General features: G+C 73.1%; 21 protein-coding genes and 1 pseudogene. 8 read left to right on the top strand and 14 right to left on the bottom strand.

All coding sequences use genetic code 11. From position 1 onward, the window contains the following. Positions 1–31: 31 nt before the first annotated feature. A pseudogene (locus tag ACFU74_RS10825) lies at positions 32–169 on the top strand (exodeoxyribonuclease III); the annotation flags it as partial. Here the strand turns inward: ACFU74_RS10825 and ACFU74_RS10820 are convergent. Continuing rightward, complete coding sequence (locus ACFU74_RS10820; protein WP_380754947.1) at positions 151–447, bottom strand: transposase; 297 nt, start codon at positions 445–447, stop codon at positions 151–153. The pseudogene ACFU74_RS10825 and the gene ACFU74_RS10820 overlap by 19 nt on opposite strands. Further along, positions 444–1,307, bottom strand: coding sequence for a helix-turn-helix domain-containing protein (locus tag ACFU74_RS10815; RefSeq protein WP_380754944.1), 864 nt, complete (start codon positions 1,305–1,307; stop codon positions 444–446). The genes ACFU74_RS10820 and ACFU74_RS10815 overlap by 4 nt, the downstream gene beginning before the upstream one ends. Positions 1,308–1,425: 118 nt before the next feature. Between ACFU74_RS10815 and ACFU74_RS10810 the strand changes: the two genes are divergently transcribed. Then, positions 1,426–2,640 carry an MFS transporter gene (locus tag ACFU74_RS10810; RefSeq protein WP_380754941.1) on the top strand — a complete coding sequence of 405 codons (1,215 nt, stop codon included), beginning with the start codon at positions 1,426–1,428 and terminating at the stop codon, positions 2,638–2,640. 143 nt (positions 2,641–2,783) lie between these two features. On the opposite strand, the gene ACFU74_RS10805 is transcribed toward ACFU74_RS10810, so the two are convergent. The 4 genes from ACFU74_RS10805 to ACFU74_RS10790 form a co-directional block, all read right to left on the bottom strand. Beyond that, positions 2,784–4,424, bottom strand: a complete 1,641-nt coding sequence (locus ACFU74_RS10805) for a family 20 glycosylhydrolase (protein ID WP_380754938.1) — start codon at positions 4,422–4,424, stop codon at positions 2,784–2,786. A gap of 121 nt (positions 4,425–4,545) precedes the next feature. Next, positions 4,546–7,014: a beta-glucosidase gene (locus ACFU74_RS10800; protein WP_380754935.1), complete on the bottom strand. Its 2,469-nt coding sequence runs from the start codon at positions 7,012–7,014 to the stop codon at positions 4,546–4,548. 89 nt (positions 7,015–7,103) lie between these two features. Beyond that, on the bottom strand, positions 7,104–8,411 hold the full coding sequence (locus ACFU74_RS10795) for an MFS transporter (RefSeq protein ID WP_380754932.1): 1,308 nt from the start codon (positions 8,409–8,411) through the stop codon (positions 7,104–7,106). Between the two features lie 26 nt (positions 8,412–8,437). Continuing rightward, entirely contained in the window at positions 8,438–9,640 is a 1,203-nt protein-coding gene (locus ACFU74_RS10790; RefSeq protein WP_380754929.1) for a glycoside hydrolase family 1 protein, read from the bottom strand. A 90-nt stretch (positions 9,641–9,730) separates the two neighbouring features. Between ACFU74_RS10790 and ACFU74_RS10785 the strand changes: the two genes are divergently transcribed. Beyond that, complete coding sequence (locus tag ACFU74_RS10785; protein ID WP_380754926.1) at positions 9,731–10,921, top strand: TetR/AcrR family transcriptional regulator; 1,191 nt, start codon at positions 9,731–9,733, stop codon at positions 10,919–10,921. A 3-nt stretch (positions 10,922–10,924) separates the two neighbouring features. On the opposite strand, the gene ACFU74_RS10780 is transcribed toward ACFU74_RS10785, so the two are convergent. The 8 genes from ACFU74_RS10780 to ACFU74_RS10745 form a co-directional block, all read right to left on the bottom strand. Continuing rightward, the gene (locus ACFU74_RS10780) at positions 10,925–11,179 is read right to left on the bottom strand and encodes a hypothetical protein (protein ID WP_380754923.1); all 255 of its coding nucleotides are present in this window, start codon (positions 11,177–11,179) and stop codon (positions 10,925–10,927) included. 147 nt (positions 11,180–11,326) lie between these two features. Next, entirely contained in the window at positions 11,327–11,452 is a 126-nt protein-coding gene (locus ACFU74_RS10775) for a hypothetical protein (RefSeq protein ID WP_380754920.1), read from the bottom strand. Between the two features lie 64 nt (positions 11,453–11,516). Continuing rightward, complete coding sequence (locus ACFU74_RS10770) at positions 11,517–12,509, bottom strand: Ldh family oxidoreductase (protein ID WP_380754918.1); 993 nt, start codon at positions 12,507–12,509, stop codon at positions 11,517–11,519. A gap of 95 nt (positions 12,510–12,604) precedes the next feature. Beyond that, entirely contained in the window at positions 12,605–14,077 is a 1,473-nt protein-coding gene (locus ACFU74_RS10765) for an NAD-dependent succinate-semialdehyde dehydrogenase (RefSeq protein WP_380754916.1), read from the bottom strand. Between the two features lie 27 nt (positions 14,078–14,104). Continuing rightward, positions 14,105–15,358: an iron-containing alcohol dehydrogenase gene (locus ACFU74_RS10760; RefSeq protein ID WP_380754913.1), complete on the bottom strand. Its 1,254-nt coding sequence runs from the start codon at positions 15,356–15,358 to the stop codon at positions 14,105–14,107. Beyond that, on the bottom strand, positions 15,355–16,623 hold the full coding sequence (locus ACFU74_RS10755) for an MFS transporter (RefSeq protein WP_380754911.1): 1,269 nt from the start codon (positions 16,621–16,623) through the stop codon (positions 15,355–15,357). Before ACFU74_RS10755 ends, ACFU74_RS10760 begins: the two co-directional genes overlap by 4 nt. Next, positions 16,620–17,543: a dihydrodipicolinate synthase family protein gene (locus tag ACFU74_RS10750; RefSeq protein WP_380754909.1), complete on the bottom strand. Its 924-nt coding sequence runs from the start codon at positions 17,541–17,543 to the stop codon at positions 16,620–16,622. Before ACFU74_RS10750 ends, ACFU74_RS10755 begins: the two co-directional genes overlap by 4 nt. A 70-nt stretch (positions 17,544–17,613) precedes the next feature. Next, positions 17,614–18,819, bottom strand: a complete 1,206-nt coding sequence (locus ACFU74_RS10745; protein WP_380754907.1) for an aromatic amino acid transaminase — start codon at positions 18,817–18,819, stop codon at positions 17,614–17,616. A gap of 108 nt (positions 18,820–18,927) precedes the next feature. On the opposite strand from ACFU74_RS10745, the gene ACFU74_RS10740 reads away from it, so the two are divergent. From ACFU74_RS10740 to ACFU74_RS10720, 5 genes are all read left to right on the top strand, one after another. Beyond that, complete coding sequence (locus ACFU74_RS10740) at positions 18,928–19,392, top strand: Lrp/AsnC family transcriptional regulator (RefSeq protein WP_380754905.1); 465 nt, start codon at positions 18,928–18,930, stop codon at positions 19,390–19,392. A 143-nt stretch (positions 19,393–19,535) separates the two neighbouring features. Then, on the top strand, positions 19,536–20,852 hold the full coding sequence (locus ACFU74_RS10735; RefSeq protein WP_380754902.1) for a M20/M25/M40 family metallo-hydrolase: 1,317 nt from the start codon (positions 19,536–19,538) through the stop codon (positions 20,850–20,852). Positions 20,853–20,899: 47 nt separating this feature from the next. Then, positions 20,900–22,213 carry an MFS transporter gene (locus tag ACFU74_RS10730; RefSeq protein ID WP_380754900.1) on the top strand — a complete coding sequence of 438 codons (1,314 nt, stop codon included), beginning with the start codon at positions 20,900–20,902 and terminating at the stop codon, positions 22,211–22,213. Positions 22,214–22,421: 208 nt separating this feature from the next. Then, positions 22,422–22,754 (top strand): trypco2 family protein, encoded by a 333-nt coding sequence (locus tag ACFU74_RS10725; protein ID WP_380754898.1) that lies wholly within the window; start codon positions 22,422–22,424, stop codon positions 22,752–22,754. Positions 22,755–22,831: 77 nt separating this feature from the next. Next, a partial coding sequence (locus ACFU74_RS10720; RefSeq protein ID WP_380754895.1) for a tetratricopeptide repeat protein occupies positions 22,832–25,231 on the top strand: 2,400 nt, incomplete at its 3' end.

Genomic DNA, 25,231 nt, shown 5'->3' with positions numbered 1-25,231 from the left:
GGTGGACCTTTTACAAAAGCCGTCGTTCCGCTGGCGCATCGACCTCCAGGTCGCCACCCCCACCCTCGCCGCCAAGTCCGTCGAGGCCTACGTCGAACGCGCCGACACCCACGCCGAACGGTGGAGCGACCACGCCCCCGTCACCGTGGTCTACGACCTGGAACACTGACCGATTGCCAGGAAGCCGGACCCGGCGGCGGAGCTCGTCGTGGGCGCGGTCCCAGGTGCCGTCCGGCGCCACTCGGTGCACCAACGGTGGACCGCGTCCCAGGGCATGAGGTCGCGCGGGAGCATCCGCCACCGGCAGCCCGAGCGCAGCACGTAGAAGGCTGAGTCGAGCACCAGCCGGTCTCCGCACTTGCGCACTCCGATGCCTTTTCGCGGGTCACGCACGGGCGGCCCTGGGTAGAACGGTGGCCGGCCCGGCGTCGGCTGTGGCAGGCTCATCGGGTTCCTGCCAGCAGGGCGGGCGCGGTGAGGAGCGCGCGGACGCGCGAGTCGTCGGGATCGTTGCGGAGTTCGTAGATCTCCAGGCGCTGGTCGGGCCGGTCGGACTGGGCCCAGAGCTGGAAGTCGACGGTCACGTGGCCCGCGCCCGGGTGGATCATGCGCTTCGTTCCGGCGACGCATTCGCCGACGCGTCCGGACGCCCACAGCGCGGCGAAGGCGTCGTCCCTCACGCACAGCTCGCCGATCATGCGGGTCAGGACTTCGTCGTCCGGGTACTTCCCGCTGATCAGCCGTAGGTACGCGACGTAGTCGGCCGCCTCCTTGCCCCAGTCCCGGTAGAGGGCACGGGCCTGGGGGTCGAGGAAGAGCAGGCGGGGCAGGGACGGCTGGGTGCTGGGGTGGTCGGGAGCGTCGGCGGGCAGGTGCGGGGCGATCAGGGCGTGTCCCAGGTCGTTCCAGGCCAGGACGTCGTTGCGGCGTCCCAGGATCACGGCCGGCCGGGTGGCGACCAGGGAGAGCAGTGTCCGGGCGTTCGGGCTGGCCGTCTCCGGGCCGTGGTCTGCCGCGGCAGGGATGCGTTTGGCCCGCGCGAGGTCGAGCAGGTGTTCCGTCTCCGTGACCGAGAGTTGCAGGGCCCGGGCCAGCGCGAGCAGGACCTCGTCGGAGGCGTGGCGGCTGTGGCCCTGTTCCAGCCGGGTGTAGTAGGTGACGCTGACGCCCGCCAGCTGGGCGACCTCTTCCCGTCGCAGGCCCGGAACCCGGCGGCGGACTCCGAACCCGTTCAAGGGAGTGGCCTCCGGCGGCAGCACGGCGCGCTTGGCCCGGAGGAAGACGGCCAGATCACCCGGATCGTTCATGAACCAACCCTAGAGCGATGCGTGCGGGCGAACCATATCCCCATGAGTGCCACCCTTCCCGGGGCGTGCAGAAGAAGGGAACTGGTAGCTGACCAGGGCTTCTCCCAGGATCGAGGGCATGCCTTTGCCCATCATCGCCCTCGCTCTGACCGCCTTCGCCCTGGGGACGGCCGAACTGGTCCCCAACGGTCTGCTGCCGCTCGTCAGCGACGACCTGGGAGTGTCCGTGTCCCGGGCCGGCTGGGTCACCACCAGCTTCGCGCTCGGCGCGATGATCGGCGGACCGCTTGTCGCGGCCGCCACGATGCGTCTGCCTCGCAAGCCCCTGGTGATCGGCCTTGCCCTGGTGTTCATGGCCGCCAACGCCCTCACCGCGGCCACCGGCTCCCTGCTGGTCGTATCGGCCTCGCGGGCGCTCGCCGGGGCGATGCTCGGCAGCTTCCTCGGGATCGCGATCACCATCGCCGGCAGCCTGGTCGCACCCTCCCGTCGGGCCACGGCCATCGCCGTGGTGTTCACCGGCTTCACCGTGTCCAACGTGATCGGCGTCCCCATCGGCAACATCATGGGACGCGCGGCAGGATGGGAGGCTGCTTTCTGGGTCGTGTCCGCCCTGGCGCTCGTCGGCGCCGTCGCCATGTGGATGCTCCTGCCCGGCAGCACCGCAGGCAGTGAAGTCCGGGCGGAGGACCGCGGCTTCGGTGTTCTGGGCAACGGCGCCCTGTGGGCGGCCTTCCTCGCCATCGCACTCAGCTACGGCGGGCTCTTCGTCGTCCACACCTACATCGCCCCCTTCCTGACGACCGTCACCGGCGTCGCCGCCGACTCCGTCACCTGGCTGCTCCTGTTGTTCGGTGCGGGGCTGATCGGCGGCAACGCTCTCGGCGGCCGCTACGCGGACCGGTCGGTGACCCGCACCGTGGTCGTCATCCTCGGCACCCTGACCGTCTCGCTGCTGGCTCTGTGGGCCCTGGGTTCCGTCCTGCCCGCTGTCCTCGTCCTGCTGGTGCTGCTCGGCGGCGCGGGCTTCGGAATGGTGCCGCCGCTGCAGTCCTACGCCCTGCACCTGGCCGGCACGGCATCCGCCCTGGTGTCCACGCTCGCCGCCGCGTCGTTCAACTCCGGCGTCGCGCTCGGCTCCGCGGTCGGGGGCATCGTCCTGGACCGGGCACCGGCGTATCCGGTGCTGGCCGTGGCCGGCGCCGCGATGACACTGCTCGGCCTGTCCGTCTTCCTCCTCACCCACCGCCGCCACACCGCCGGGCAGACCTCGACAGACCACACCACGGCAGCCCACCCGGCGGCAGCCGACCCGGTGGCCCAGCACGTCTGAGTCCGCAGCCGGACGGCGAATCCCGGGGGCGGGCCGCGATCACGGGTGCGGGCCATGATCGCGGGTGCGGAACAACAGCGCGGGATCAGGATGCCGTCCACCATCAGCACGGCGTAATCAGCCGGCCACCCCACAGGCTCCGGTCAAGTCCAGTCGACCGACGGCGCCGGGAACCAGGTGAGCCCGTGGCGGCGCCAGGCGGGGGACTGGGCGGCGAGGCGGGTGCGCAGGTCGTCCCAGCTGCGGGCGGGGCCCGGGGACCAGGCGCGGGCGGCGAGCGCGGGGAGGCGGGGCAGCAGCAGGAAGAACAGGTCGTCGGCGCCGTTCACGGACTCGCACCAGACCACCGCCTCGAAGCCCGCGACCTCGAAGGCGGTCTCGGCGTCGAGGCCCGCGATCGGCGCGGTGCAGGCGTCGCGCAGCGTCACCGGCGGGTAGAGCGGATGGCCGAGGCGGGCGCGGCGCTCCTCGGCCTCGCCGGTGACGGCCTCCGCGTAGGGGCGGTCGAGGTAGGCGCGTCCACCGGAGGAGACCAGGACCCGCGCCTGCTGCTCGGCCATCAGGGCGGTGTCCTCGGTGGCCTCGCGGGAGGCCGCCAGGAGCATGTCCCTCACCTGCGGCGGGAGCACGGTCAGGAACGGGTGCGCCGGGTCGGGGGCCACCTCCTCGTCGATCCAGAGCTGGACGAGCTCGCCGGGGGCGGACGCCACCCTGACCGACTCCTGCCAGCCGATCGGCTCCTTGCCGTGGGAGCGGACCAGTTCGCGCGCACGGGCCACGAACGCCCGGTGGTCCGCCACGGGCATGCCGAAGGCCTCGTCCCCGCCGATGTGGAGGAATCGCCCGGGCGTGAGCGCCGCGAGCTCGGCGATCACCTCCTCGACGAACTGCCACACCTCCGGTCGTCCGGGCTCCAGCCACAGCGGCCGGAGCTCGCCCGCGACGAGCTTGGCCCACATCTCCTCGGTCGAGCCCGGTAGGGCCGTCGCTTCCGCCGAGCTCAGCTCCGGGTAGGCGGCGATCGCGGCGGTGCTGTGGCCGGGCATGTCGATCTCGGGCACCACGGTGACGTGGCGCGCGGCTGCGTAGGCGACGGCCTCGCGGTACTGCGCCTGCGTGAAGAAGGCGTCGGGCTCCTGGCCGTGCGTGAGCTCCGGCCGGGAGCCGATCTCCAGGCGCCAGGCCTGGTCGTCGGTCAGGTGCAGGTGCAGCACGTTGAGCTTGTAGCGGTCGAGCAGGTCGATCACCCGGCACACCTCGGCGACCGAGAACCTCGCGCGGGCCACGTCCAGTGAGAGACCGCGCCAGGCGAGGGCCGGGCCGTCGGTGAGGGCAAGGGCGGGCAGCCCGACACCCGTCGAGTCGGCCGGGAGCTGTTCGGCGAGCGCGACCAGGGTGGTCAGCGCGCGGTGCACGCCGGCCGCGGACGCGCCCACGACGCGGATGCCGTCGCCGTCCACGGTGAGGGTGTGGCGTTCCGCGCCGAGGTCGTCCCCGGACGCGGATACGCCGCGCGCCACGGGGATTGCGGCGATCGCCGGGTCGGCGGGATCCACGCGGACGCTGATCGCGCCGGGCCGCGCGGCGCCGACCTCGGCCCGGCCGAGCACCAGCCCGGTCTCCGCCGCGAGGCGCTCTGCGAAGAGGGCGGCGCTCGTCAGCAGCTCGGAGTCGGCGACCACGACGGGGGTGCCCGCGCGGAGGGGGAAGCCGCGCTCGCCCGGGACGGCCGTGCGGGGAACGGGGAGGAGGCGGAGCAGCGCCGTCTCCGGGGACGTCGTCATGTGGAACTCCTGATCAGTCAGCGGGGTTGCCGCGGGACCGGCGTCAGGTTCCGGTCCCGCAGCGGTGGTGTCCTGCCCCGCCCCCGCGCACGAGGGCGGGACGAGGGGTCGGTGGTGGGTGTCAGCCCTGGGCGGCCGGGTCGACGGGCACGCTGTGGCCGGGGTCGGCGACGGAGGTCGCGATCCGGAGGGTGAAGGCGCCGGGTTCGGTCACCCAGGCGTGCGCCTCGGTGTCCCAGTGCTGGAACGCCCGCGGGGCGATCTCGATCCGCGCCCGCACCCGCTCGCCGGCGTCCGCCCGCACGGTGGTGAAGCCGGCCAGCCAGGCGACGGGCCGTTCGACGGTCGAGCCCGGACGGGACAGGTAGGCCTGCAGGACCTGCTTGCCGTGCCGGGCACCGGTGTTGGTGACCTCGGCCAGGACGACGACGCGATCGCCCTCGGTGGTGAGGACCGGTGCGCCGATCTGCCAGGTGGTGTAGCCGAGGCCGGACCCGAAGGGCAGCGCGGGCGGGTTGCCGCCGTCGGCCCCGCGCTTGAGCCAGGCGCGGTAGCCGATGTGGAGGCCTTCGGCGTAGGCGAGCCGGCCGTTGTCGGGCGTGACCTCCCAGACCGGGACGTCCTCCTCTCGGGCGGGCCAGGTGGTGGGCAGGCGGCCGCCCGGCTCGCGGGCGCCGGTCAGGACGTCGGCGAGGGCCGCGCCGAACTCCTGGCCGGGGAACCAGGCCAGGACGACGGCGGCGACCTCGTCGAGCCATGGCATCAGCACCGGGGCGCCGGAGTTGACGACCACGACGGTGCGGGGGTTGACCTCGGCGACGCGGCGCACGAGCTCGTCCTGTCCATCGGGGAGGGCGAGGCCCGGCCGGTCGAAGCCTTCGGACTCAATGGCCTCGGTGGTGCCGACGACCACGACGGCGACGTCGCTCGCGGCCGCCGTCTCGATGGCACGCTGGAACTCCTGCTCCGGGTCACCGAAGAGGTCCTTGAAGCCGAGCTTGACGCTGGCGAAGGGGACGCCGAGGAGCTCCGGGGTGTAGGTCAGGCGCAGCTCGACGGTCCGGCCGCGGCTGAGGTCGTGGGAGACCACACGCGACGGGGGGTTGAGGAGGGCGGCCATGAAGTCGCCGCCCTCGGGGATCCCGAGCGAGCCGGTGCCGACGGTGACGCCGTCGACCTCGAAGCTGAAGCCGCCCAGTCCCGCGTAGCCGACGTCGTGGCGGCCGTCGCGGTCCGGGGTGAAGCGGGTGGTCAGCTCGATGCGGGCGGCCCGGGCCAGTCGCGCGTCGCCGAACGAGGAGAAGCGCCCGGAGGGGATGGTCTCCTCGCTGAACGTCTCGCCGTCCTGGTCGAGGTAGCGGACGCGGACGCCCTGGGCACCCGTCAGCGGGTCGGTGACCGTGCCGCCCGCGAAGGGGTGCAGCTCGTCGACCGGGGGCAGACCGGGGGCGAAGCCGATGGCGTCCGCACCGTAGGCCTCGCGCAGGCCGTCGAGCGGCGTGACGACGCGGCGCGGGAACACGGACGCCGATCCGCCGCCCTGGGCGCGGGCACGCAGCGCGTGCTGCCCGATCACGCCGACGGTCAGTCCTTCCCGGGGCGGGACGGGCAGGGTCCCGTTGTTGCGGGCCAGGACCATGCCGTCCGCGGCGGCCTCGCGCAGCAGGCCTGCGATCGCGGTGTCGTCCCAGGGCTCGACCGGGACGGTCGCCGGACCGCTCTCCAGGGCGCCGACGCGCGAGGCGAGCAGGAGCAGCCGGGCGACCTTCTCGTCGATCGCGTCCTCGGGGACGCGTCCGGCCTTGACGGCCTCGACGAGCGCGTCGCCCCACGCCCCGTCCGGGCCGGGCATGGCCAGGTCCTGGCCGGAGTTGGCGGACGGCTCGGTGTCGCGCACCGCCATCCAGTCGGAGACGACGACGCCGTCGAAGCCCCACTCGTCCTTCAGCGGGTCGCGCAGCAGCGGGTTGGCGGTCATGGTGGTGCCGTTGACGGAGTTGTAGGCGGACATCACCAGCCAGGCGCCCTCCTTCACCATCCGCTCGAAGGGGGCCAGGTAGACCTCGCGCAGGGTCCGCTCGTCGACCCGGGCGTCGACGGTGAAGCGGTCGGTCTCGGAGTCGTTGGCGACGTAGTGCTTGGCCGTGGTCGCCACGCCGTGCGCCTGCACGGCGGTGACGTAGGCGGCGCCGAACTCGCCGGTGAGGTAGGGGTCCTCGCTGTAGGCCTCGAAGTGGCGGCCGCCGCGCGGCGAGCGGTGCAGGTTGACGGTGGGGCCGAGCACGACGTCGACGTCCTTGGCGCGGGCCTCGGCGGCGATCAGGGCGCCGAGCCGGCGGACCTGCTCCAGGTCCCAGGTGGCGCAGACGCAGCCGGCGGACGGCAGGCTTGCCGAGGGGTCGTGGTCGTCCAGGGCCGCGCCGCGCACTCCGGTGGGGCCGTCGGAGACGGCGATGGGGCGCAGGCCGACGGCGGGTTCGTCGTGCAGCGTCCACAGGGAGGCGCCGGTGAGCAGGCGCACCTTCTGTTCGAGGGTGAGGCGCTCCAGCAGCGCCGTGACGAGCGGGGTGGCGAGCGGGGTGGCGAGCATCGCCGCTCCTTTCGGTGGATGGGGTGAGGGTGGGGGTGGAGGTGCGGGGTGGGGGTGGGGGTGAGGGTGCGAGGTGGGGAGGATCCGGGTCAGCGAACGCTGCGGATGGGGAGGACGGCGAGGGCGCCGAGGAACCCGGTCACTCCGACGACCGGGTAGAGCGCGGCGTAGCCGCCGAAGGTGTGCACGATGCCCGCGGCCGCTACGGGCGCGATGGTGTTGGGCAGGGTCGCGGCGAGGTTGAGGACCCCGAGGTCCTTGCCGAAGTCGTCCGGGTCGGGCAGGACGGAGCTCATCAGGGCCTGGTCGACGGCGGCGAAGGCGCCGAAGCCCGACGCGACGACGAAGCTGGACAGCGCGAGTCCGAGGACCGAGGGCAGGGCGAGTGGAATCGCGGCGCCGGCGGAGATGACCAGTCCCGAGACGAGCACGACCGGCTTGCGTCGCCCGAGGCGGTCGGACAGCGGTCCGGCGACCGTGGTCGCCACCAGGATCCCGGGCAGGGCGACCAGGCTGAGCAGCGGCACGGTCCGTGTCGCCTCCTCCAGGGTCAGGCCGACGTAGTCCTGGGCCAGGTAGAGCTGGTAGGTGTTCAGCATCGCGTAGCCGCCGAACAGCAGGAAGCGTCCCGCGAAGCCCCAGAAGAAGTCGGGGTTGCGGACCGGGTTGACCCAGAAGGCGGCGAGGAAGGCGCGCGGCGAGAACGGCCGGCGCGGTTCACCGCGGTTGTCGCGGTCGGGCACGAGGGCCACGAAGAGCACGATCACGAGGAGCGTCGCACCGGCGGTGACCGCGTAGCCGAGCGGGATGTCGTCGGTGAACAGCGAGCCGACGATCGGGCCGAGGACGGCGCCGAGCAGCATGCCCAGCCCGACGCCGGTGGAGTAGCGGCCGCGCAGATGGTCGGGGACCCGGTCGGGCAGCAGCGCGGAGAAGGGCCCTTGGAAGGCGTTGAACCCGAACTGCACCAGCATGACGCACACGGTCAGCGCGGCCACGTTCGGTGCGAGTCCGCAGGTGAGCAGAGCGGTGGCGCCGAGGCAGCCGCTGGCGAGCATCCAGGGTCTTCGCGCGCCGTAGCGGCTGCGGGTGCGGTCCGACAGCACGCCCACGACCGGCTGGGCGACCATCGCGGCCACCGCGGCGAGCGCGTTGATGAGCGCGAGGTTCGAGGTCTTCGCGTCCGGGTCCATGTGCTCGACCTGGATGGCGATGTAGTAGGCCGTGACGGAGTAGGCGATCGGGGCCATCGGGGCGACGAACGGGGCGGTGCGGAACAGTCGCCGCAGTTCCGGCGGCACCTTGCGGGAGTGCTGCGCGGCCTGCGGGTCGGTCGGCGCGGCGGCGGCCGTCGTGGAGAGGTCGTGGGCGGGCCCGGGGTCGGCGTGCTTGGGCATCCGGGGTCTCCGTTTCGTCGCCGGGGTCAGTGCAGGCCGTTGCGGCGGGCGCAGGCGCCGAGCCAGGCCAGGCTGGGCTTCGGGGTGCGCACGAAGGTCTCCCGGTCCACGGCGATCAGGCCGAACGTGGCCGCGTATCGGCCCCATTCGTAGTTGTCGAGCGCCGACCAGTGCAGGTAGCCGCGCACGTCGACGCCGTCCGCGACCGCCTTCTCCAGGTGGCCGAGCGCCTCGGCGGTGTAGGCGATCCGCCGGGTGTCGTCGTCGGTGGCGATGCCGTTCTCGGTGACCAGCAGGGGAACGCCGCCGGTCCCGTGCCACGCACGGCGCAGCGCTGTGCCCAGCGCGTCGGGCCGGTACGCCCAGCCGGTCAGGGAGTTGTCGGGGTGCTGCGGGTGCGGCACGGGGCCGTTCGCGTCGACCGGCTGGCTGGTGTAGGCCTGCACGCCGAGGAAGTCGTCGTCGCGGGCGACGTCGAGGTAGAAGCCCTCCCACTCGTGGTGGACGCGCTCGAAGACGTCCTCGTTGCCCTCGGTGGGGGTGAACGCCTGCTGGGCGACGGTCCAGCCCGCCTTCGCGTTCGTGGTCGCGCGCACCACCTCGACGGCGCGGCGGTGCACCTGCGCGAGCGTGTCCCCGAGCGCCTGGTCGGGGACGACCCGGGCCATCGCCGTCGCGAGTTCCGTCGCGGCGGCGCCCTGGCTGTCCGTCACCTTGAAGAGGGCCTCCTGGATGGTCGCGAACACCGCGAGCATGTTCGGCTCGTTGATCGTGCAGATCCAGTCCACGTCCTTCAGCGCCGGGGCGATGAACTCGATGTAACGGGTGAAGCGGTCCGCCGCGTCCGGCCGGCGCCAGCCGCCGGACTCCGCGAACCAGCGCGGCAGGGTGAAGTGGTGCAGCGTCACCACGGGCTTGAGGCCGAGCCGCAGTGCCGCGTCGATCATGCGCCGGTAGTGGTCGCGCTCGGCACCGGAGAACTGACCGTCGGCCGGCTCGATCCGGGCCCACTCGAAGCCGAAGCGGTAGGCGTTCAGCCCGGCCCCGGCCAGCAGGGCCATGTCCTCGCCGTAGCGGTGGTAGCTGTCGACCGCGTCGCCGCTGCGGTCCGGGAACGGGGAGGCGGGGGCGGTCTCCAGTGCCCACCAGTCCGAGTTGAGGTTGTTGCCCTCCACCTGGTGCGGGGAGGTGGAGGCGCCCCAGAGGAAGTCCTTGCGCAGGCCGGCCATGTCGCTCCTTCGTTCGTCCCAATGGAAACGAAAAGTTACCAGCGAGGTGGTAGGTTTTGGGAAGGTTAACACAGCGGCGATACTGGAGCGATGGCAATGAAACGGGGCAGTTACCGGACCGGACGAGAGCGCGTCGAACGCATCCTCGACGCCTCCCACGAGCTGTTCATCAGCTCCGGCTACCGGGCCACGTCACTGCGCGACATCGCCGCGGCCTCGGGGATCTCCCACCCGGCACTGCTGCGCCACTTCGCCACGAAGCAGGAGATCCTCACCGCCCTCGTCGACCGCCTCGACCGCGAGCACCGCGACTGGATCGCGGCCGGCGCGGACGCCGCCGGCAAGTCCCCCTCCGCGGCCGAGACGGCGCGACGCAACGCCGACGCGCGCGGCTGGATCCCCCTGTTCACCGCACTGCTCGGCGAGGCCACCAGTCCCGAGCACCCCGGCCACGAACTCATGCGCACGCGCCAACGGGTCGGCACCCGCCTGGGCGTGCAGATGCTCAGCGGTTCCGGGGGCGACGAACGCTCGGCCAAGCTGGCCGTCCAACAACTCGGCGCCGCGTGGGACGGCCTGCAGATCCTCTCGCTCTACTTCCCCGACCTCATCGACATCCCCACCCAACTCGCCACCCACGAAGACGAGATGAAGGCGAACGGGCTTCCGCCCGCACCCGCCCTGCCCTGGCCCGCACCTCGGCCGGCCGACACCGTGAACGCAGACCCGCCGCCGGAGCGGACGTCACGCGCACGGGCCGTCGAGGCCGCGGCGCGCCTGTACGCGCGCCACGGCTACCACGACACCTCCATGCAGGCCGTCGCGGAGGAGGCCGGACTGACCAAGGCCGCGCTCGTGCACGTCGCCCCCACCAAGCGCGCACTCCTGGACCTGGTCCTCGCGGAGCTGATCGCCCCCGTGGAGGACGAGCCGGATCCCTACGGCCGGCTCCGGGTGCTGTTGGACCGTCCCCGCTGGCAGGCCGCTGCGGAGATCGTGCTCATGTGCGAAGCCACCGTGCCCTCCCACCCTGCGCACGCCCAGATGGCCAAGCGGCTCGCCCACAGCCTCGCCAGCACGGCGGACGACCTCGCAGCGGCGCAGTCGCTGGGTGAGGAGGAAGCGCGCACGAGCGCGCAGTGGCTGGTCGCGCTCGCGCTCGGGGGGCTGATCGCCTGGCTCTACGAACCCGAGGCCATCGACTTGGGGACCCTGATCGGGAGTGCGCTGCCCGCCGCCCGGCGGGGCGGTCCGGTCGGGGCTGCGCCGTCCTCGGGCTGACGGTCAGCGGGCGGCGTCGAGCATGCCGCGCAGGAGCACCGGGACCCGCTCGCGCAGCGCGGCGCCGTCGGCGTCGTGGAGACCGCCCGCGGCGATGTACTGGCCGATGGCGGCCGAGATCTCCGCTTCCAGAATCGTCGCCATCGGGATGTCCGGGCCGAGGCCGGTCTCGGCCAGGTGCGCAACGTGCCCGACGGCGAGCGTCTCGGTGATCCCGGCGGCGCCGAACGCGCACAGCTTCGATCTGGCCTCGAACACGGCGGCGCCCAGCGCGAGGAGTACCCCACCGCCCGGCCACGCGGCGCGCGCTGGGCGGTGGGCCTGTCCAGCTCGCGGGGGCCGGTTCCGCTTCCCGGAGGCGCGGCACTCACCCGGCACCCGCGACCTCGGCCGGACCGAGCGCGGTCAGGTCGGCGGCGGGCCGGGCCTGGAGCTGCTGGAGAACAGCCGGCGGAACACCTGCCGACCGGTGTCGCGCACACCGGGGACCACGCCGGTGGCCATCGGCTTCTTCACTGTCGGGGCGCGCACCACGGAGAGGGCCCGCCCGGGCAACGGCGCGTAAACCGGGCGGGAGTCTTCTCGGTCCGACCCGCTACCCGGCGAGCGCGGTGATCCGCTGCCAGACCTCGGGGGCGACGTCCAGTCCGTCCGCGAGGGCGGCCTCCCGGGTGCGCAGCGCGCGGTCGCCCGGCACCAGGACCGGGCGGGCGGGGTCGGCAGGCTCGGTGGCGCGGATGTCCCGGAGGTAGCGGGAGACCGCCTCGACGGGGCCGGCCGGCTCGGCGACGATGAAGACGTCGCCCTTGTTGCAGACCTCGGTCGAGTCGAGCGTCCCCGCGACGTCCCGGCCCGTGGCGGTGCCGGTCAGACTGGCCACCAGCAGTTCGAAGGCCAGGCCCAGGGCGTATCCCTTGGGCCCGCCGAACGGCGCGATCGCGCCGCCCTTCGCCGCCTCGGCGTCCCGGGTGGGGTTGCCCTCCGCGTCCAGGGCCCAACCGTCGGGGAGCGGTTCGCCGCGGTGCGCGTAGTCGTGGACCTTGCCCATGGACACCAGGCTGGTGGCCATGTCCATCACGAACGGGTGCGGCTCGGCCGGCACCCCGATCATCACCGGGTTGGTGCCCACCATCGCCTTCCGTCCGCCCCAGGGGTGGACGAGCGCCTCGCTGGTGGTGAAGCCGATGATCACCTGGCCGGCCCGCGCGATGTCCTCCGCGTAGAGCGCCAGCATCCCGATGTGGTTGTTGTTGCCGATCGAGGCGAGCGCGATGCCGGTCGACCTCGCGCGCTCGGAGACCGCCGCCAGCGCGTGGTGGGCGACGACCGGGCCGATGCCGCGCTCCCCGTCGACGCTCAGGTGCGCTCCCGTGGTCCAGGTGTGCCGCCCGGTGGTCGCGCCGTCGGCGACCTTGTTGCGCAGGCGCTCGACGACCCGGGGCAGGCGCAGCAGCCCGTGCGAGGGCAGACCGCGCAGTTCGGCCTCCACCAGGGAGCGCACCAGGATCTCGGTGTTGGGCTGCGGCACGCCCGCGCGCAGCAGCACGCCGGTCGCGGTCGATCGGACGTCGTCGACGGGGATGAGCACGGGAACTCCAGGTGGTTTCTCGGGTGGGGGCGGACGGCGTTCCCGGGCGGACGCGGCGGACGTCACGGACGCCGGCCCGGGAACGCCGGTGGTGGTCACCAGTCGACGGCGAGGTACTTGGTCTCGGTGAATTCGAGCATGCCCTCGTGGGCGCCCTCGCGGCCGAGGCCGCTGTGCTTGACGCCGCCGAACGGGGCGGCCGGGTCGGAGACGAGCCCGCGGTTGACCGCGATCATGCCGCTCTCGATCCGCTCCGCCACCCGCAGGCCGCGGGCCAGGTCCTCGGTGAACACATAGGCGGCCAGGCCGAATTCGGTGGCGTTCGCGGCCGCGATGACCTCGTCCTCGGTGTCGAAGGGGATCAGCGAGGCGACCGGCCCGAAGATCTCCTCGGTGACCATGCGCGCGTCGGCCGGCACGCCGGTGACGACGGTCGGGGGGTAGAAGAACCCGGGACCGTCCACGCCGGCCCCGCCGACCTCGACGGTCGCGCCGCGCCCGACGGCGTCCCGGACCAGCTCGTCGACCTTGCGGACACTGGCCTCGTCGACCAGCGGTCCGACGTCGACGCCGGGCTCGTGGCCGGGACCGAGCCGCAGCTCCGCCATCCGCTCGGTCAGCCGGCGGGCGAACCGGTCGTGGATGCCGCGCTGCACGTAGAGGCGGTTGGCGGCGGTGCAGGCCTGGCCGCCGTTGCGCATCTTGGCGACCATGGCGCCGTCGACGGCCTTGTCCAGGTCGGCGTCGTCGAAGACCAGGAAGGGAGCGTTGCCGCCGAGTTCCATGGAGCAGCTGAGGACGTTGTCGGCGGCCCGCTTCAGCAGGTGCCGGCCGACCTCGGTGGAGCCGGTGAACGACAGCTTGCGCACCCGCGGGTCGGCGAGCACGACGTCCATCACCGCGCCGGTGCGGCTGGTGGTGACGACGTTGACGACGCCGGCCGGGACGCCCGCCTCGGTCATGATCCGCGCGATGGCGAGGGCGGTCAGCGGGGTCAGGGTGGCCGGCTTGAGCACGGTGGTGCAGCCGGCGGCCAGGGCGGGCGCCAGCTTGCGGGTGGCCATCGCGGCGGGGAAGTTCCACGGCGTGATCAGGGCGCAGACGCCGATCGGCTGGTGCTGGGCGATGATGCGGTTGGCGCCCGACGGCGAGGTGGAGATCTCACCGATGACGCGCACGGCCTCCTCGGAGTACCAGCGGAAGAACTCGGCGGCGTAGGCGACCTCGCCGCGCGCGTCCGGCAGCGCCTTGCCGTTCTCCAGGGAGATCAGCCGGGCCAACTGCTCGCCCTGTTCGGTCATCGACTCGAAGCAGCGGCGGAGGATTTCGGCGCGCTCGCGGGGCGGGGTGGCCGCCCAGCCGGGGAGGGCGGCCGCGGCGGCGTCGACGGCGCGGGTGCCGTCGGCCGGCGTGGCGTCGGCGATCGACGCGAGCGTGCTGCCGTCGGAGGGGTTGACGACGGGGACGGTGTCGCCGTCTGCGCCGGCGGTCCACTCGTCGCCGATGAGCAGCCGCAGCGGGACGGTGAGGCCGTCGACCACGTATTCGGTGGTGTCGGTGGTGGTCATGGGGTTGTCCTCTCGGTCGGGTCCCGGTCAGGCGCGGAAGGCGCGGTCGCCCGCGAAGGCGGCGCGGGTGATCGCGGTGAGGCCTTCCAGGCCGAGGGGGACCGGGTTGTTGTCGATGAGTCGCCTGGAGTTCCGCGCCCGCTCCGCGATCAGCCCCAGGTCGTCCTCGCGCACCCCGAGTTCGGCGAGGGTGGCGGGGATGCCGATCTCGGCGAGGATCCGGTCGACGGCCTCGACGCCGGCGCGGGCGGCGTCCTCGACGGCGAGCCCGCGCACGTCCGCCCCGAGCGCCTCGGCGATGCGGGCCAGCTGGGGCCGGATCGCCGGGAAGTTGTGGCGCAGCACATAGGGCAGCAGTAGGCCGACGCCGACGCCGTGCGGCGTGTGGGTGAGCGTGCCGACGGGGTACTGGATCGCGTGGGCGGCGGCGGTTCCGGCGTTGCTGAGCGCCATGCCGCCGTAGAGCGCGGCGAGCATCATGTCACCGCGGGCGCTCTCGTCGCCGGGCTCCCGGTAGGCCCGCACCAGGCTGCGGCCCACTAGGCGGACGCCCTCGATGGCGAGGGTGTCGGTGAGCGGGTTGCGGCCGATGAAGACGCGCTCCCGGGCGAGTTCCGGCGTGCCGGGGCGGGCGACGGCCGTGTAGGACTCCACCAGGTGGACGAAGGCGTCGGCGCCGGTGGCGGCGGTGAGCGCGGGCGGGCAGGTCAGGGTCAGCGTGGGGTCGCAGACCGCGGCGGCGGGGATGATGTGCGGGCTGGAGATGCCCGTCTTCATGCCGAGGGCGGGGTCGGAGACCACCGCGATGGCGGTCGCCTCCGAGCCGGTGCCCGCCGTGGTGGGGACGGCGATCACCGGCAGGACCGGGCCTGGCACGGCGAACTCGCCGTAGTAGTCGCTCGGTGTGCCGCCGTGGGCCAGCAGGACGGCGACGACCTTGGCCATGTCCATGCAGCTGCCGCCGCCGAAGCCGATGACGGCGTCGATCCGCCGCCCGCGCACGGCCTCGACGCAGTTCATGATGCCGGGCACCGGCAGCTCGGCCTCCGTGTCGCCGAAGACCGCGACCTCCAGGCCCTGCTCTTCGAGGGTGGTGACCAGCGCGCGCAGTTCGTCGGAGGCGGCCAGCCGTGGGTCCGTGCAGATCAGTACCGAGGTCCCGAAGTCCCGCACGATGTGCGGGAGCGCCCGGAGTTGGCCGGCGCCGACCAGGATGCCGCGCGGCAGGCGCAGCACGCCGAAGGGTGCGTTGTCGAGGTCCGGCAGGTGGGTGCACGTCACGAGCGTGCCTCCTTCTGTCTTGCGGCGTGAGGGTGGTGGTCGAGGACGGCCGCCGCGGTGCGCGGCCGGGTCAGCAGGGGCCGCATGGCGAGCAGTCCGAGGGCCGGCCCCGGCAGGAGCAGCCACAGGGCGCTGTCGCCCCAGGCGTCCATGGCGTTCTGGAGGAGCAGGATGCTCACCACCGTGACCAGGAATCCCGCGCTGTTCTGGGCGGTCAGGGCGGTGCCGAGCAGCCGCGACGGGACGTAGCGGGCGCTCATCGCGGAGAACTGGGGCGAGTCCGCGACGACGAGGAAGCCCCAGAGCGCCAGCACGCCGGTCTTCAGCCCGGCGGCGCCGTCGGGGATCAGGGGGTAGCCGAGGCAGGTCAGGCCGGAGCCGGCCAGCGCCAGCGCGGCGATCGCCTCGCTGCCGTGGCGCCGGCTCAGGATGCCGCCGAGGACGCAGCCGAGGCTGCCCGCGGCGATGACGCCCGCGCTGAGCGCGGCCACCGCGGCGATGTCGCCCCGGGTGGCCGTGATCCGGGCGCACAGGAGCGGGACGACGCTCCAGAACGCGTACAGCTCCCACATGTGCCCGAGGTAGGCCGCGCAGGACGCCCGGAAGTCCGCCAGCGCGAGGATCGTCCGCACCGACCGCGAGGGGCGCTCGGGCGGGGTGGCGGAGGAGGGCGGCGGGGCGGCCGGCCGGGGCTCCTGGATCAGCAGCACCAGAACCGCGGCGAGCAGGGCCAGGACGGACGAGCCCCAGATCACGGCCTGCCAGGGCAGGGCCGCCCCGGCCGATCTGAGGATGTGCGGCATCGCCGTGCCGAGTGTGAGCATGGCCACCAGCCAGCCCAGTGCCCAGCCCGCGTTCGGCCCGACCCGACGCACGATCATCTTCATGCCCATCGGGTAGATCCCGGCGAGCGCGATCCCGACCCCGAAGCGGGCCGCCCACGCCACCGCGAAGCCCGGATCGGCCCACGTCCAGGCGCAGTTGAGGACGGCGCCGGCGAGGGCGCCGGCCGCGAAGACGCGCTCCGCGGCGAACCGGTCGGCCACTCCGGTCAGGGTGAGGACGAGCGTCCCCAGGATGAAGCCGAGCTGGGTGGCGGCCAGCAGCCAGCCGAAGTCCCCGGAGTCCAGGCGCAGCCAGCGCGAGAGGTCCTCGGTCGCGCCGCTGGGGCTGAACCACAGGGACGTGCCGAGCCATTGCGAGAGGACGATGACCACGACGGCCGCCGGACGCGGCCGGCTGCGGCCTCCACCGGTGCCCGTCACTCGGAGATGGCCCCGATCCGTTCGAGTACGGCGCGCAGCTCCCGGGTGCGGACGTCGTCGAGCGGCTCCATCACCGTCTTGCAGGCGTCGTGCTCGATCACGCCCATCCAGCTCAGCGCGCGCTTGTAGGCCTGCGGGTACTGCAGGACGTTGGCGAACGCGATCGAGTTGAGCGGGCCGACCCGCTCGTGGAAGAGCCGGCGGGCCTCCTCCGGCTTGCCGTCGCGGATGCTGTCGAAGATCTGCGACTGCTCGGCCGGGAGCACGCAGCTCGCGGCGGAGGTCATGCCCTCGGCCCCGTACTGGAGCATCAGGAAGTTCAGCTGGTCGTGGCCGGCCCAGGCCTGGACCCGGCCGTCGGTCGCGTCCGCGTACTGGGCGATCTTGGCGGGGTAGGGCAGGAACAGCTTCGAGGAGAACAGCGTCGGGATGTTCTCGGCCATCCGGCGCAGCAGCGGCAGCGAGAACTCGATACCGGCGCCGCCGTCGTACACCATGAGCGGCAGCCCGCAGGCGTCGCCGATGTGCTTCACGTGCCGGAAGATCCCCTCCGCGCCGTGCGGGTGGTAGTAGGGGCCGGTGGTGAAGACGTAGTCGCCGCCGGCGCTCTGCGCGTGCCGCGCGAGCGCGGCGCTCGCGTCGGCGGAGGAGTGGGCGACGCCCACGCCCACCGGCACCCGGCCGGCGGTGTGCTCGATCACCAGCTCGGCGAAGCGGCGGCGCTCGTCGTCGGTGAGGGCGAAGACCTCGCCGGTGCTGCCCAGGGTGAGGATGCCGTGGACGCCCCGGCCCACCACGAAGTCGATGAGCGAGCGGGTGGACTCCTCGTCCAGGCTGCCGTCGGGGCGCATCGGCGTGACCAGCAGGACGTGGTTGCCGAAGAGCTTGTCCTTCTTCTCCTGGAGCTTCTGAACGTCCATGGGACCTCCGTCTGGATCGGTGGGGGATGGCAAGACTTTATGCTTCGAAGCGGGGCAGGCGATTGCTAATTCATGCGCGAACGGCGCCGATGAGAGCAGGATCTGCCACAGCGCCGATCGACTCCGCAAGATCCTGGATGCGGGCCGCGGGGACGCCGGCGAGGCTGATCCGCCCGGACGGGATCCCGTACACGGCGTGCTCCTCGCGGAGCCGGTCCATCCGCTCCGGCCCGAGCGGCAGGCGCAGGAACATCCCGCGCTGGTCGCGCAGGGCCGCGAAGGCCGCGCCGTTCGGGCCCGCCTCCAGCGCGTCCGCCAGCCCCTCGCGCAGCCGGGCCAGCCGCAGCCGCATCGCCTCCAGCTCGGCGCGCCACCGCGCCCGCAGCCCGGGGTCGCCGAGGATCTCGGCGACGATCAGCGCGCCGTGCGCGGGGGGCTGCGAGTAGTCGGCCCGGGCGGTGACCTCCAGCACGCCGCGCGCGTAGTCGCCCCGCTCCCGGTCCCGGGTGAGCACGATCGCGCAGCCGGTGCGCTCGCTGTACAGGCCCCAGGCCTTGGAGCCGCTCACCGCGACGACCGCCTCGGGCACCACCCGCAGCATCCGCCGCATGCCGGCCAGGTCCTCCTCCAGCCCGTCGCCGAGACCGAAGTAGGCCTGGTCGATGAAGGGGACGACCCCGCGCTCGGCCATGACGGCGGCGAGCTCGTCCCAGAGCGGGAGCGGCATGCTCAGGCCCGTCGGGTTGTGGCAGCAGCCCTGGAGGAGGATCGCGTCGCCCGGGCGCGCGCTCCGGGCGACCGCGAGGACGGCCCCCGCGTCCAGTTCGCCGTCGCGCGAGACGGGGTACTCGGCCACGTTCAGCCGCGCCGCGTGCAGGATCGCGGCGTGGTTCACGTACGAGGGCGTGCCCAGGTGCACCGTCCGGCCGGGGCCGGTGGTGGCGAGGAGTTCGGCGAGCAGCCGCAGGGCGCCGGTGCCGGCCACGGTCTGCACCGTGGTGGCGCGGGCCGCCAGCTCCTCCTCACCGAGGAGCAGTTCGGTCATCGCCGCGTTGAAGGCGGTGTTCCCGGACAGGCCCAGGTACTCCTTGGACGGGGCGCGGTCGGCCAGTCTGGCCTCCGCCGCGAGCACCGAGGGCAGGACCGGCGAGGCGCCCGACTCGTCGCGGTAGACGCCGATGATCAGGTTGAGGCGCTCGGGGCGGGTGTCCGCCGCGTAGGCGGCGGACAGGCCCCAGAGCGGATCCAAGTGGAGCGATGGGGTGTCGAGGAACATCAGGGCTCCCGAAGGCGGGTGAAGGGGTGGGGTGGATACGGGAGGTGTTCTAACAGTCGACGACGTGTCTCTTCCATGAACGGCCCACTAATTGGCATGATCTGCCATATGACGACCCTCGACGAGATCGACCGCCGCATCATCCACGAGCTCCAGCTCAACGCGCGGATCACCAACCAGGAGCTGGCCGACCGGGTGGCCCTGTCGCCCTCGCCCTGTCTGCGCCGGGTGCGCCGCCTGGAGGAGGCCGGCATCCTGACCAGCTACACCGCCGTCGCCGACCAGGAGGCGCTGGGCCTCCCGATCACCGCCTTCGTCCGGATCACCATCGAGAACCACCAACCGGAGGTCGTGGACGCCGTCGAGCAGCACATCCGCTCGATCCCGCACATCGTCGAGGCCCATCTGCTGGCCGGCGACCAGGACTATCTGCTCAAGGTCGTGACGAGTTCCTTCGTCGCCTACGAACAACTGGTGCGCACCCAGCTGCGCCGCATTCCGTCGCTCGCCTCCGTGCAGACGACCTTCGCCTTCGGGGTGACGAAGCCGATGACCCCGCTGCCGCTCGGCTGAATCTCCCGCCGGACGCAATGTTCTTGCTTAGCCGGGGACCGTCCTTGAAGCAGGGGGGGCGCCGAGTGCAAGCTTCGGCAACCGAAGCCGACGGCGGGCACATTCCGCCCACGGACCCCAGGAGCATTCATGGCGCGGGCGCAGTGAACCAGCACACCGGCGAGGCGGACCTCGCGGACACCGAGGTCGTCCGGATCGCCCGGGACCTCATCCGGATGGACACCTCCAACCACGGACCGGGCAAGGCCGAGGGCGAGGCCGAGGCCACCGACTACTGCCGGGCCCTCCTGGAGGAAGCGGGCCTGCGCTGCCAGGTGTTCGAGGCCGGGAAGGACCGCACCAACCTGGTGGCCCGCTGGCCGGGCCGCGACCCGGGCCTGCCGGCGCTGATGGTCCACGGCCACCTCGACGTCGTCCCGGCGGACCCGGCGGACTGGAGCGTCGACCCCTTCGGCGGCGAGGTCCGGGACGGGATGCTCTGGGGCCGCGGAGCCGTCGACATGAAGGGCACCGACGCCATGATCCTGGCCTCGGTGCGGGAGGCGATCCGCAGGGGCGAACAGCCCCGACGCGACATCGTCCTCTGCCTCTTCGCCGACGAGGAGTCCGGCTGCGCCCACGGCTCGGCCTGGCTGGTCGACGAGCACCCCCACCTGTTCGAGGGCGTCGGCAACGCCATCAGCGAGGTGGGCGGCTACTCGGTCGACATCGCCGGCCGGCGCGCCTACCTGCTGCAGACGGGCGAGAAGGGCGCCCTGTGGGCGAAGCTCACCGCCGAGGGCACGGCCGGCCACGGCTCCCAACTCCACGACGACAACGCCCTGGTGAGGCTGGCCGAGGCGGTCGGCCGGATCGGCCGCACCACCTGGCCGGTGACGCTCACCGACACCACCGCGGAACTCCTCGAACGGGTCAGGCTGCTGGCCGGACTGCCACTGGGCACCGACCCCAGCAGGATCGCCGAGGCGGCCGGCTTCGGCGCCCGGTTCATCAAGCCGTCGCTGCAGAACGTCGTCAACGTGACCATGTTCAACGGCGGTTACAAGGCTAACGTGGTCCCCGAGCGGGCCGGCGCCGTGCTCGACGTCCGCTGCCTGCCCGGCCACCGCGACGCCGTCCTGGACCGGATCCGCGGGCTGGCCGGACCCGGTGTCCGGGTCGACGTGGAGACCGACCTGCCCGCCCTGGAGAACCCCTTCGACGGCGACCTCGTCGGACGGATCGCCGAGACCCTGCGGCGTCATGACCCGGACGCCGAGGTGCTGCCCTACCTGCTCCCCGCCGGAACGGACAACAAGCCGCTGTCCCGCCTGGGCATCCGCGGCTTCGGCTTCGCCCCGCTGAGGCTCCCCGCGGACCTCGACTTCCCCTCGCTCTTCCACGGCGTCGACGAGCGGGTCCCCCTCGACTCGCTGGTCTTCGGCCGGGAGGTCCTCACCGACCTCCTCCTCGGCTACTGAACACCCTCCCCCTGACTCCACCCCTCCCCCACCCTCCGGAGCCGCGCATGACCACCCAGCTGTCCCCGGCCGTCCCCACCGGGACCGCACCCCCGGCGCACCAGTCCCCCCGCCGCGCCGTCATCAGCACCGGCGTCGGCAACGCCGTGGAGTCCTACGACTGGGCGATCTACGCGACCTTCGCACCGTTCTTCGCCAAGCAGCTGTTCGACCCCGCCAACCAGACCTCCGCCGTCCTGCAGACGCTCGCGATCTTCGCCGTCGGCTTCGTCACCCGCCCCCTCGGCGGCTTCGTCTTCGGCTGGATCGGCGACCGGCTCGGCCGCAGGAAGTCGATGACCCTCTCCATCGGGCTCGCCGCCACCGGCAGCCTGATGATCAGCCTCGCCCCGACCTTCGGCTCGGTCGGCGCGTTCGCCTCGCTGTTCCTGCTCCTCGCCCGGCTCGTCCAGGGCCTCGCCCACGGCGGCGAGCTGCCCTCGGCCCAGACCTACCTCTCCGAGATCGCCCCGCGCGAGCGGCGCGGCCTGTGGTCCTCGATGATCTACGTCTCCGGCACCACCGGCGTCATCTCCGGCACGCTCCTGGGCGCGGTCCTCACCCAGACCCTGACCAAGAGCCAGATGAACGACTTCGGCTGGCGCATCCCGTTCCTCATCGGCGCGCTGCTCGGCCTGTACGGGCTGGTCATGCGGGCCCGGATGCCGGAGACCGAGGCGTTCGAGGGCATCCGCGAGGAGGCCGGGAAGGCCGCCGGCCCCTCGCTCATCCGGTCCATCATCGACCACCGCAAGCAGGGCTTCCAGGTCGTCGGCATGACGGTCGGCTTCACCGTCATCTACTACGTGTGGGCCGTGGCCGCCCCGGCCTACGCGGCGACCAGCCTCAAGATCGACACCGGGCACGCCCTGTGGGCGGGCACGTCCGCCAACCTCGTCTTCATCGCCTCCCTCCCGTTCTGGGGCAAGCTCAGCGACCGCATCGGCCGCCGGCCCGTGATGACCATCGGCTGCGTCGGCGCCGCCGCCCTGCACTTCCCGATGACCTGGCTGCTGCGCGACTCGGCCTGGCAGCTCGCCGTGTCGATGGCCGTGATGCTCACCTTCGTCGGCGCACTGGCGGCGGTCGCCCCGGCCACGTACGCCGAGTTGTTCCCCGCGCGGATCCGCACCGTCGGCGTCGCCGTGCCGTACGCGTTCTGCGTCGCGGCCTTCGGCGGCACCGCCGCCTACCTGCAGACGCTGTTCACCGAGGTCGTGAAGCAGCCCTGGCTGTTCAACCTCTACGCGGTGCTGCTCCTGCTGGTCACCGCGCTCGTGGTGCGCTCGCTGCCCGAGACCAAGGGCAAGGACCTCGGCTGAGCCCCGGAGCCCCCGAGCCCTGCGCCCACTCGGTGCCCGCCGGTACGGAACACCCGTACCGGCGGGCACCGGCGCGTCGGCGTCGGCGTGCTCACCGACCTTCTGCTCCTGGTCGAAGTCGGCTTTCCCCTGCGCAGGCCTCCGCGCGGGCTCTACGGTGTCCGCATCGGCAGGACCGCGCGGTCGGATGCTCGAAGGGGTGGGTCTGATGGATGTTCCGCTGGCGGACGCGGTCGCGGCGGTGCGCGACGAGTTACTCGAAGCCGCGGCGCGGGCGGGGGAGGATCCGCAGGTGGTGTTCGCGGTGGGTCCGGTGGAGATGGAGTTCGAGGTCGAGCTGCGCGCCGACGCGAAGGCGAAGGCCGGGTTCAAGCTCTGGGCGGTCGGAGCGGAGACCGAGGCCGGCCTCTCCCGCGCCCGCACCCACCGCATCGCCTTCACCCTCACCCCCAAGCGCCCCGGGGGCGGCGACCTTCTGGTCAGCTCCGTACAGGAGCGCCCCGACGGACCGGGCGACACCACCGGACGCATCGACGGCTGAGAACCGGGCTGCGGCCGGCACCCCTGGTCCGGCCGCGGCCACGTGGCGTGCACGGGACCGAGTGGTAGGGGGCGTGGGTGGAGCGGGTACGGCTGGCCGGGGTGAACGGGCCCGGCGGACGCGGGTCCGGATACGCGGTCGGCGGGCGCCTGGTCCTCACCTCCGCCCACGTCACCGGCCCCTCCGGCAGCAGGGTGAAGGTCTTCCACCCCGGCGGCAGCGGCACCGCCGCCGGAACCGTGGTGTGGGCCGGCACCCCAGGTGGGCGCGACGACGCGGCGCTCGTCCTCGTCGACGACTCCCCGCACTGGCAGCCGCCCACCGCTCCCGTTCGGTGGGGGCGGCCGGACACCGCCCGCCCCGGCACCGCGTGCGAGACCTGGGGTGTCCCCGACGAGGCCCAGCGCCCGGGCCGCGCCGTCGAGGCCGTGCAGCTCCATGGTGAGGTGAACCCGGGCAGCGGCTTCGTCGGCAACCAGTACGTCATGGACCTGCGCATGCCCGCCACCGGGTGGCCGGGTGACGGGACGTCGCCGTGGGGCGGTCTGTCGGGAGCGGCGGTGTTCTGCGACCGCTACCTCACCGGTGCCGTCGCCTCCGACCGAGCCCACTCCGCCCACGGCCGGCTCAACGTCGTCCCCTCCTACGTCCTCCACCACGACCCCCTCTTCCGCACCGCCCTGGCGGCGCATGGTGGAGGCCCGACAGGCGGTTTGGAGGTGGTGGAGTTCCAGGACATCGCGGACCCCACCGGCAACCCGACCGCCCGGCGCGCTCCGGTGACACCGGCGGCTCTGTTGGAGGCCGGCCGCCAGACCGTCCCCTTCCACGGCCGCGAGGACCTGGTCGCCGAGCTGGAGGCGTGGTGCGGGCGGGCCGGATTCGGCGCGTGGCTGCTGCACGGCCCCGGCGGACAGGGCAAGACCCGCCTCGCCCACCACCTCGGCCAACAGCTCACCGCCGTCGGCTGGGCGGTGCTGTGGCCGCGTGCCGGCGCCCGCCCCGAACAGCTGCTGGAGGTGCGGCGGGCGGCGAGGCCGTTGCTGGTCGTCCTCGACTACGCCGAGACCCGACCCGAACAACTCGCCGCAATCGTCGACGCCGCCGACGAGCACCCCGGCACCAGCCCGTTCAAACTCCTGCTCCTGGCCCGCACCGCCGGCGACTGGTGGCAACAGGCCCGCGACGCCAGCCGCCAGGCCGAGGATCACCTCGCCACCGCCCGCACCCGCTGCCTCACCCCCCTGGAGGACGACCCCGAACAGCGCGCCGGCCACTACCGCGACGCCGCCCAGGCCCTCGCGGCCGGGCTTCCATCCGTCGAGGGCCTCGCCGGGCACGACTGGGCCACGGCCGCCGCCACCCTGCGACCGCCGCGGCAGCTGGCCCGGGATGCCTACGGCAACGCCCTCACTCTCCACATGACCGCCCTCGCCGACCTCCTGGACACCGCACGCACCGAACCCGCGGACCGCACCGACGACGAGGACGTGCAGGACGTCGAGGACCGCCTGCTCGGCCATGAGGGCCGCTACTGGCACAGCAGCGCCACCGCCCACGGCCTCACCCCCGTCCTCAGCAAGAACGCCCTGGAGACCGCACTGGCCGCGGCCCACCTCACCGGTGCCGTCGATCGCGAACACGCCGACCTCCTGTGGCGGCGTGTGCCTGCACTGGCGGACCAGCCCCGCGACCGCCGCGACCGGATCACCGCCTGGCTCGCCGCCCTCTACCCCGCAGCGTCGCGACGGGGCGGCGGAGCGCCGTGGGGTGCCCTGCAGCCCGACCGCCTCGCCGAACGCCACACCGGCCGCGCCCTCGAAGCCGATCCCAGCCTCGCCGACCAGCTCCTCGACGGCGCCGACGACACCCAGGCCGAGCAACTCCTCACCGTCTACAGCCGCGCCGCCACCCATCCCGTCTTCCGGGGCAACCTCGACACCCAACTCACCAGCCTCTGCATCCGCCACCACGAGGCCCTGGCCGCGCACATCATCACCACCGCCACCCGCACCGACCACCCGGCCCCTCTCACCACCGCCCTCGACACCCTTGCCACCGACCCCACCACCCCGCTCGACACCCTCAACACGCTCTACGGTCGCTTCCCCCACACCAGCCACCGCCTCACCGCCACCGCGGCCCGCCTCACCCGCACCATCACCGACCGCTACCGCGCCCTGGCCGAGGCCGACCCGGACGCCTTTCTGCCCGACCTCGCCACGGCCCTCAACAACCTCTCCATCCGGTTGGGCGAGGCAGGCCGACGCGCCGAGGGCCTGACCGCCATCGAGGAGGCCACCGGCCACTACCGCACCCTGGCCCGGGCCAACCCCGACACCTACCTGCCCGACCTCGCCATGTCCCTCAACAACCTCTCCGTCGACCTCGGTGAGGTGGGCCGGCGGGCGGAGGGCCTGACCGCCATCGAGGAGGCCGTTGCCATCCGCCGCGCCCTGGCCCGGGCGAACCCCGAC

The organism is Kitasatospora sp. NPDC057500 (assembly GCF_042802195.1).
Taxonomy (GTDB): Bacteria; Actinomycetota; Actinomycetes; order Streptomycetales; family Streptomycetaceae; genus Kitasatospora.
Note: the sequence above shows the minus strand (reverse complement) of the source record. Positions and strands in the feature narration are given on the sequence as shown.